This is a genomic window from Flavobacterium tructae (genome assembly GCF_002217475.1).
GTDB lineage: Bacteria > Bacteroidota > Bacteroidia > Flavobacteriales > Flavobacteriaceae > Flavobacterium > Flavobacterium tructae.
Genome location: NZ_MUHH01000071.1, coordinates 1 through 5,125, shown reverse-complemented (window position 1 = coordinate 5,125; position 5,125 = coordinate 1). Strand labels below are relative to the sequence as shown.

Annotated in this window: 5 protein-coding genes; 1 reads left to right on the top strand and 4 read right to left on the bottom strand. The window is 35.1% G+C overall.

Annotation, left to right across the window (positions count from 1 at the left end; translation table 11 throughout):
- The 4 genes from B0A80_RS20195 to B0A80_RS20180 all read right to left on the bottom strand — a co-directional run.
- Positions 1 to 1,011, bottom strand: a 1,011-nt coding sequence (locus tag B0A80_RS20195) for an alpha/beta hydrolase family protein (protein WP_089078459.1), incomplete at its 3' end; no start/stop codon positions are given.
- Between the two features lie 42 nt (positions 1,012 to 1,053).
- Positions 1,054 to 1,716, bottom strand: coding sequence for an SdpI family protein (locus B0A80_RS20190; protein WP_089078457.1), 663 nt, complete (start codon positions 1,714 to 1,716; stop codon positions 1,054 to 1,056).
- A 3-nt stretch (positions 1,717 to 1,719) separates the two neighbouring features.
- Complete coding sequence (locus B0A80_RS20185) at positions 1,720 to 1,974, bottom strand: autorepressor SdpR family transcription factor (RefSeq protein WP_070907456.1); 255 nt, start codon at positions 1,972 to 1,974, stop codon at positions 1,720 to 1,722.
- Between the two features lie 108 nt (positions 1,975 to 2,082).
- Positions 2,083 to 3,360 (bottom strand): MFS transporter, encoded by a 1,278-nt coding sequence (locus B0A80_RS20180; protein ID WP_089078456.1) that lies wholly within the window; start codon positions 3,358 to 3,360, stop codon positions 2,083 to 2,085.
- Positions 3,361 to 3,703: 343 nt separating this feature from the next.
- On the opposite strand from B0A80_RS20180, the gene bshC reads away from it, so the two are divergent.
- A partial coding sequence (gene bshC, locus B0A80_RS20175) for a bacillithiol biosynthesis cysteine-adding enzyme BshC (RefSeq protein WP_089078458.1) occupies positions 3,704 to 5,125 on the top strand: 1,422 nt, incomplete at its 3' end.

Here is a 5,125-nt window from a genome sequence, read left to right as displayed (position 1 = left end):
TAATTTGAAATAACTCGTAATTTTATTTTTAAAAGTATCGTCAAAAACAGAAGAAGCCAATAAAATATCATAAGCACCTCTAAAAATCTCCTGACCTTTTTGAATTTCGTCTTCAGGCATTCCGCTTTGTCGCTCAATTAATTCTTTTTGCAGCAAAAGTAACTTGTCTCCTTTAAGTCCGGGACCGGCTAATAAAACAATAAAATCAATATCTCTTGAATTTCCCGCAACGATCGGAGCTATTATTCCGCCTTCACTATGCCCTATCAAGCCTATTTTACTTTTATTAATTTCTTTTCTTGTTTTTAAATACTCTACTCCTGCCTGAACATCTTCTGCAAAATCAAATGTTGTTGCACTCGAAAAATCTCCCGTAGATTCACCAACGCCTCGATCGTCAAAACGTAAAACAGCAATTCCTTTTTGAGTCAAATAATCCGATAACACTAAGAATGTTTTATGCCCTAAGCCTTCTACATCTCTATTTTGTGGTCCGCTTCCTGTAATTAGAATTACGGCCGGAAAGTTACCTTCCTTTTTAGGCAGAGATAATGTGCCTGCCAGAGTTACATTGGCTGCCTTGTTTTCAAATTTCACATCTTCGGTATAATACGGATATGGCTTTACAGGCTCCTGAGGTCTCACAGACACTTCTTTCTGAGTTACTTCTTTTGATAAGTTGATGTCAACTGATTGTCCTGCTTGTGTAAGCTTTCCCACAATAACATTATTACTGTTCAAAATTCCTTCATAAGAACCTCTTATAGCAGCAATTTCTAATTTCAAAACAGCATTCTCAAAAGAGGTTTTTGTAACAGGAATTCCTTTTGCTCCCTGATCCGGGCTATCCATTGTAGAAATATATCCAGTTGCTGTTTTAGCAATATGAAAAACAACCTGAAGCTGAGTACCCTGTATTTTTAAAAGTCCGTTCCATTGCCCTGAAATTTCTTGTCCATTCATTATATAAGAAGCTAAAGCTACTATTAAAGTGAGTATTGTTTTTATCATTTTTATTGAAATAAATAAGATTGCTTTGTTGATGATCCGGAATTACAACTTTCCTTGTTTTTTCTCCAATTGTTTGAATTTGATAAAAGAATACGCTACCGGCACGAATGCTAAAACGATCCCGATTGTGACAAAGGCCTTTGAGAAAACAAAACCTGAAAAAATCAATCCTCCTAAAATGATGATAATCCCGCCCACAAACCAAAGTTTACCTGCAAATACATGTGTAGCCTTCCAAACTTCCTGACTCTCAAGGGTCCATGGTGTGCGAATTCCGATAAAATAATTGGGCTGAATTACTTTGAAATAGTTTCCCAAAACCATAATTAAAATTCCCGCTAAAACATAAATTAAATTTGGGTTTGAAACAGACTGATTTTTTGTTACATATAAAAGAAATAAAGCCAGTAAAGACATAAACAGAACCATGAAAAACTTCAACTGATAAAACTTTTTTCCCATTAAAGAAAGTCTTTTTTTAGGATCAAGTAATGCAGCTGAAGACATTATTGCATAAGTCAGAACCGGTAACAGAAAAACCAATACAATCAAAAAAACTTTACTTCCCCAATCGTCAATTTGACCGTTCATGTTCCAGTGAATCGGAACTCTTTCAGGAAGACTGTTCCAGATAAATGCTAAGTATACATACGGAATCATAACAATTCCAATAATTGGAAGCTCTTTTTTTAATTCTAAATTCATTTTTTATTTTTTAAAAGTTAATATCCATTGCAAAACATCTTCCATAATGGTGGTATTGATGGAGTAGATGATAAATTGCCCGGTTTTTTCAGAAGTAATCAAATCGGCACGTTTTAAAATATCTAGATGATGCGAAATACTGGGTTTTGATATATTAAAAGCATCTGCAATTTCTCCGGCAGACATATCCTTATGCTTTAAAAGCTCCAGAATTTCTCTTCGCGTTGCATCGTTAAGGGCTTTAAAAATGTCATTCATCATTTATATATTTAGACAAATATCTAAATACTTTTTTAATTAGCAAAAAAAAGAGACTATAATTTTAAATCATAGCCTCTTTAGAGAATTTTATATTTTGATTGGATCTTAAAACTGATGCACTTTTTTAGAAACCACTAAAAAGGAAACCAACGAAATTAGCGCGGCACCAGTCAGATAAAAACCAACATAACTTAAACCGTAAGTACTGGCCAGCCAAATCGCGATCATAGGAGCAAACGCCGCACCAAGGATTCCGGCCAAATTAAACGTTAAGGAAGCTCCGGAATAACGAACATTTGTTGGAAACAATTCCGACAGGAAAGTTCCTAAAGGTCCATAAGTGAATCCCATCAGAGCCATTCCGGTACAGGCAAAGGTGGTAATTAGAATGATATTTCCTTTGCTTAAAAAAGACGAAAACAAAAACCCGAAAAGCGCTATGGCTGCAGTCGCAATAATTAACATTTTGCGTCGTCCGATCTTATCGGCAACAACTGCCGAAACTGGAATAAAAAGTGCAAAAAACAAAACAGAGAACAGCTGAACCAATAATGCATCTCTTTTGGTAATCCCTAAATCGGAAGTGATCCAACTTAAAGTAAAAACGGTCATCAGGTAAAAAACCAAAAAGGTGGTAACAGCCGCCAATGTTCCAAAAATCAATTGATTTCGATACGACTTAATCAAAGTTAAAAAAGGAACTTTAACTTCTTCCTTTTCTTTTTTAGCATTCTCAAATGAAGGCGTTTCGGTAATTTTTGTTCGGATATAAAACCCCACAACAACCAAAAGCGAGCTTGCTATAAATGGAATTCTCCAGCCATAATCCATAAAGTTTTCATTGGTCATGGTGTCCGTCAAAATTAAAAAAGTTCCACCCGAAAGCAGCAATCCAATAGGAGCGCCCAATTGCGGAAACATTCCGTACCAGGCACGTTTATCCGGAGGTGCATTTTCGATTGCCAATAAAACAGCACCACCCCACTCGCCTCCTAAACCCACACCTTGCCCAAATCGACACAGCATTAACAATAAAGGAGCAGCAACACCAATACTGGCATAACCGGGCAAAAATCCGATCGTAACCGTTGAAATACCCATCGTTAATAATGCTGCCACCAAAGTAAATTTACGCCCGATTTTATCTCCATAATGTCCAAAAAAAGCGGAACCTAATGGACGTGATAAAAAAGCAATTGAAAACGTAGCTAAAGATTCCAAAGTTGCCATAGTCGGGTCTGAACCGGGGAAAAATAGTTGTGGAAAAACCAATACAGCAGCATTGGCATAAATATAGAAATCAAAAAATTCTATGGTGGTACCAATCAAGGAACCAAAGAGAACATGTTTTAAGGAGTTCTTCTGTTTCGAGTTATTTTTCATTCGGCTTTACTATTGTTTTCTTTTAACTATTATTGCAAAAAATAAATCAGCTTCTTCTGCACAACAAATATTTGTTTGCAAAAATAGAATTTCATTATTAATAACACATATATCCAAACAATACTTTTAAATTACTCTCAAAATTTTAACAAAAATAGCAAATCAATCCTTCTAATCATTCACAAAACATTTCTTACAATTAAAAAAGAGGCAATAAAACCAAGATACTGATTTACAACCACTTAATTCAAAGCGTAAAAATCAAATCTTAAGCATTCGTTAAAAAAGGATTTAAGTACATATTTTGATTAAATTTACAGCTATCAAAAATAAACCTAAAACTATGCCTACCGACTGTATCAGCTACCAAAACTCAGGATATTTCTCTAAATTGATACAAGATTATTTAGATCAAAAACCCGAATTACAATCACTGTACAATCACTTTCCTACGCTTGAAAACTTTGAGAAACAAATCCTTGACAAGCAGGCTAATTTCGACCACGCAAACCGTGTTCCACTTGTTGAGACGCTAAAAAAGCAATATCAAAACATTCAAGTTTCGAATTCGACCAAAGAGAATATTGAGCTCTTAGCACTCCCAAATACTTTTACAATTACAACCGGACACCAGCTAAACCTGTTTAGCGGTCCTTTGTATTTTTTATACAAAATCATTTCGACCATTAATCTCACAACGGAACTGAAATCAAAATATCCTGCTCATAATTTTGTTCCTGTTTATTGGATGGCAACAGAAGATCACGATTTTGAAGAGATTAATTATTTTAATTTTAAAGGAAAGAAATTCCGCTGGAACAAAGAAAGCACCGGCCCGGTTGGAAGATTGTCAACAGAAAGTTTAGAAGATTTTTTTGAAATCTACTCCAAAGATTTGGGTTCAAGTACAAATGCCAACTTCTTAAAAAAACTCTTTGAAGAAGCCTATCTTAAGCATGAAAACCTTGCCAATGCCACACGTTTTCTGGCAAACAGCTTATTCGAATCATACGGTTTAGTAATTTTAGACGCAGATTCAGCAGATTTAAAACGCGCTTTCATTCCGTATGTTAAGGAAGAACTGGAACAGCAAACGGCTTTCAAAGCGGTTCAGGAAACAATCTCAAAATTTAATGATTATACCATTCAGGTAAATCCTCGTGAGATCAATCTGTTTTACATTGAAGACCAACTGCGTGAGCGAATTATATTAGAAAAAGACCGATACGTTGTCAACCATACTAAAATATCATTTTCGAAAGAAGAAATTTTCAATCTACTCGAAAGCAATCCCGAAAAATTCAGTCCGAATGTAATCATGCGTCCGTTGTATCAGGAAATTATCCTTCCAAATTTATGCTACATTGGTGGCGGAGGAGAAATTGCTTACTGGCTCGAATTAAAATCTTTTTTTGATGCTGTGAACATTACTTTCCCAATGTTACTGGTTCGTAATTCAGTACTTTTAAGCACCGAAAAACAAGCTAAAAAAGCAGATAAACTTGGACTTCACTGGAAAGATTTATTTACTAAACCTGCAGATTTAGTAAATGCAATCACACATAAATTATCTGGTTTTCCGATTGATTTAACGCCACAAAAAGAAATGCTGGTCAAACAATTTGAATATCTTTACGAATTAGCACAGCAAACTGACAAATCCTTCACGGGAGCTGTAAAAGCTCAGGAAGTAAAACAAAAGAAAGGCTTAGACAATCTCGAGAAAAGATTATTGAAAGCACAAAAACGAAAACTGGATTCAGAA